Source organism: Microbacterium testaceum, from assembly GCF_001476285.1.
Lineage (GTDB): Bacteria > Actinomycetota > Actinomycetes > Actinomycetales > Microbacteriaceae > Microbacterium > Microbacterium testaceum_B.
In genome coordinates this window covers 1-3,641 of record NZ_LDRU01000112.1, presented here as the reverse complement: position 1 = coordinate 3,641, position 3,641 = coordinate 1, and the positions used below count along the sequence as shown (strand labels likewise).

Sequence of the window (3,641 nt, the reverse complement as noted above, 5' to 3'; positions counted from 1 at the left end):
CTCCTGAGAATCCGGAGGACCGGTCCGTTTCGAGAGCGGACTTACGGTCTGTCCCGCCGCTCGCCGAGCGGAAGTCAGGAGTTTCGCACGGGTGCTCCGAGCGTCAGCCCGCTGTCGCGTTGTCGTACGCGCGCTGCGCGGCGGCTTGCGCGTCGGCCAGCGCCTGCTCGGTCGTCTTGTCGCCGAGGAGCACGGCGGTGATGGCGTTGTTCAGCTCGTTCTGGATGTCCTGCCCGGCGGGCGAGGAACCGAACGAGCGACCGGAGGCGACCACGTCGTAGTACGTCGAGATGACCTGGTCGAAGCCGGCATCGCCGGTCGGCGTGACGTACTGCGAGCGGATCATCTCGTCGGCCTCGGGGGAGCCGGTGAACAACCCCGTGTTGAGACCGCCCTTGCTCTCGATGGTCTCCGCGCGGGCCGCCCCGGCCGCCATCCAGGCGTCGGTCGAGGTGAGGTCGGTCATCCACTGACAGGCGGCGGCCGGGTTCTTCGCCCCGGCGGGGATGACGAACGCGGTGCCGGAGGCGACCGAGAACGGTTGGCCGTCGGCATCCCGGAACGGAACGGCCTGCAACGAGATCTGGTCGCGGTACGCGCTGAGGACGTTCGGGTACCACTGGTTCGCGACCTGCGCGCCGACCTTGTTCGTCACGAACTGGTTCGCGTCGCCGAAGGTGTCGAACGCATCGGTGAAGCTCTTCACCGCGGCATAGCCGCCCTGAGCATCCGTGATGCGCTTCAGGGCGTCGATGCCGGCCGCGTTCGCCGGATCGTCCAGCGTCGGCTTGCCCTCGGCATCCGTGAGCTGACCGCCCATGCCCAGCACCCAGAGGCCGCCCTGGCCGGTCGCGACCGGGTCGAAGCCGAGTCGCGTCGGTGTGTTGCCCGAGCCCTGGTACATCTTCTCGACGGCGGCGAGCAGGCCATCCATGTTCGAGGTGTCGAATTCCTCGGGCGTCACGCCCGCTTCGTTCAGCACGTTCATGTTCAGCAGGATCGCGGGCGGCTGGTAGAACTGCGACACCGCGTACACGGCATCCTGATACGTCACGTCGTCGACGACGTTCTGATACCAGCGTTCGGTCGGATTCACGCCCTTCGCCTCGAAGCATGCGTCGAGCGGCATGAGGAGTCCCTGGGCGGCATATGTGGTGACATAACGCCGGTCCATCTGCACGACGTCGGGGACGTTGCCGCCGGCGATGCGCGTCGTGAACTTCTGGGCGTCGAAGGCCGTGGCATCCAGGGTCACCTCGACATCGCCGAGCTTCTCGGCCGCGTAATCGAGACGCGACTGACCGACGTCGTCGGCATTCTCGAAGCCCCAGGCGGCGAGCGTGCCGGACGGCGGGGACGAGAAGTCGACGTCGGCGGCGGGGTCGTCCGAGCCGCCGCTGCAGGAGGTGAGAAGGAGAGCGGATGCCGCGAACGCGGCGACACCGGCGAGGGAACGCTTTCGCATGAGGGGGTCCTTTCCGGACAGGGGGGATGGTCAGCCTTTGCGGCCCTGGGTGGCGACGCCCTCGATGAAGTACCGCTGGCCGAAGGCGAAGAGGATGAGCATCGGAAGCGTCACGAGGAGCGAGGCGACCATCACGTACTGGTAGTCGCCCTGACCGCCGGCGCTCGGGCTGTACTTCGTCATCGCGTAGGCGATGCCGAGCGGGGCGGTGAAGTCCTCGACGCTGCCGGCGTTGAGGTAGATGAGCGCCGCCTGCAGGTTGTTCCAACTCGCCTGAAACTCGAAGAGGAACACGATCACGAACGACGGGATCGACAGCGGCATCGCGATCCGCCAGAACAGCCCCCACGCACTGCAGCCGTCGAGGCGCGCCGCCTCGAACAGCTCGCGCGGAACGCCGAGGAAGAACTGCCGCTGAAGGAAGATGTAGAAGGCGCTGCCGAACAGGTTCATGCCCCACAGCGGCACCCACGTGCCGAGCAGCCCGGTCTCTTTCCAGATGAGGTAGATCGGGATCATCGTCACGGCGCCCGGCAGCATCATGGTCGCCAGCACCAGGCCGAAGAGCAGCCCCCGGCCGGGGAAGCGGAAGTACGCGAAACCGAAGGCGACGATCGAACTCATGATCGCGACGCTGGTCGCGGCGAGGAGCGCGATCGCGACGCTGTTGAACATCCAGTTGAGCAGCGGCAGCTGGTTCCACACCTCGGCGTAGTTGCCGGGCATGAAGGTCTTCGGGATGAGGGCGTTGTCGAACACCTCGCCGCGTGGCTTGAGGCTCGCCGCGAGCAGCCACGCGAAGGGGTAGAGGAACAGCAGCGCGAACAGCACCAGCACCGCCGCGAGGAACACCCGGCCGGCGAGGGTCTTCGGGCGGCTGAGCGCGCGTCGCCAGCGTCTGCGCGGCGGGACGACCAGTTCGGGGCGCACCTGCGCGATACCGGGGGTCTGTAGCGTGGTGGCCATCAGCGGTCCCCCTCGTAGTAGACGAAGCGGTTGCCCAGCCGCACCTGCACGAGCGTGATGAGCAGGATGATCACGAAGAGCAGCCACGCCATCGCCGCGGCGAAGCCGAAGTTGAACTGCCGGAACGCCTGCTGGAAGAGGTAGATCGCGTAGAAGAGGGATGCCTCGGGGGAGGCGTTGCTCTGATCGCGCCAGAACAGCAGGTAGGCCTGGTCGAACACCTGGAACGCCGCGATCGTCAGCACGATGACGTTGAAGAACATCGCACCCGAGATCATGGGCAGCGTGATCGAGAAGAACCGGCGGACCGGCCCCGCGCCGTCGATCTGCGCGACCTCGTACAGATCGACGGGCACGTTCTTGATCGCGGCGAGGAAGATCACCATCGTGCCGCTGACCGTCCAGAGCGCCATGATCACGATGCTCGGCTTCACCCAGGCCGGGTCGACCAGCCACTGCGGACCCTGGATGCCGACGGCCCCGAGCGCCTGATTGATCGCGCCGGAGTTGCCGTTGAGGAGGAGGAAGAACACCGCCGCCGTGGCCACGGCCGGAGTCATCTTGGGCAGGTAGTAGAGCGTGCGGAAGATCCCGGCTCCGCGACCGACACGGCTCAGCAGCAGAGCGAGGAACAGCGCGAAGGCGATCTCGAGCGGGACGGCCATGACGGCGTAGAAGAGCGTGTTGCCGAGGGAGACGGCGACCCGCGGGTCCTCGAACAGCTGCGCGTAGTTGGTCGCCCCGACCGGTCGCGCGGAGCCGGTGGCGAGGTTGTAGCTCGAGAACGAGATGACGAGGCTGTAGATCATCGCCCCGGCCGTGAAGATCAGGAACCCGAGGATCCACGGCGAGATGAAGAGGTAGCCCGCGATCGCTTCGCGGCGGTTGTATTTGACCTTCTGGCGGCGGGGCTTCTTCGAGTCGACGGTGGTCGGGGCGGTCGAGAGGGTCACCGGTGCGCCACGTCGGGGGCGGTGGCGTCGTCGTTCATGGGTGTCTCCTCTCGCCTGCGCCCCCGGCATCGAGAAGCGCTTCGCCAGGGTCGAGAAGTGCCGAGAAGAGGTCCAGGGCGTTGCCAAAGCGGTCCGGGAGTGGGATAAGCGTCCGCGCGCGGGCGAAACTCCTGAGATTCTTCGCGCGCGATCGGATGCCGCGCCGACCGGCGCCGGAGTCGAGGCCGGGCGGGCCCGAATCTCAGGAGTTTCGCCCG

At 67.0% G+C, this 3,641-nt stretch carries 3 protein-coding genes; all 3 read right to left on the bottom strand.

What is annotated here, in order from left to right; genetic code table 11:
• Nucleotides 1-103: 103 nt before the first annotated feature.
• The 3 genes from NS283_RS16910 to NS283_RS16900 are packed head-to-tail and all read right to left on the bottom strand — an operon-like array spanning nt 104 to nt 3,384.
• The gene (locus NS283_RS16910; protein WP_058598021.1) at nt 104-1,465 is read right to left on the bottom strand and encodes an ABC transporter substrate-binding protein; all 1,362 of its coding nucleotides are present in this window, start codon (nt 1,463-1,465) and stop codon (nt 104-106) included.
• A gap of 30 nt (nt 1,466-1,495) precedes the next feature.
• On the bottom strand, nt 1,496-2,431 hold the full coding sequence (locus NS283_RS16905) for a carbohydrate ABC transporter permease (protein WP_058598020.1): 936 nt from the start codon (nt 2,429-2,431) through the stop codon (nt 1,496-1,498).
• Complete coding sequence (locus tag NS283_RS16900) at nt 2,431-3,384, bottom strand: carbohydrate ABC transporter permease (protein ID WP_058598019.1); 954 nt, start codon at nt 3,382-3,384, stop codon at nt 2,431-2,433. Before NS283_RS16900 ends, NS283_RS16905 begins: the two co-directional genes overlap by 1 nt.
• Nucleotides 3,385-3,641: the final 257 nt, after the last annotated feature.

What these genes read in the sequence shown, in the direction of transcription:
- NS283_RS16910 (WP_058598021.1), bottom strand. Translation starts at nt 1,465, where the DNA reads ATGCGAAAGCGTTCCCTCGCCGGTGTCGCCGCGTTCGCGGCATCCGCT.
- NS283_RS16905 (WP_058598020.1), bottom strand. Translation starts at nt 2,431, where the DNA reads ATGGCCACCACGCTACAGACCCCCGGTATCGCGCAGGTGCGCCCCGAA.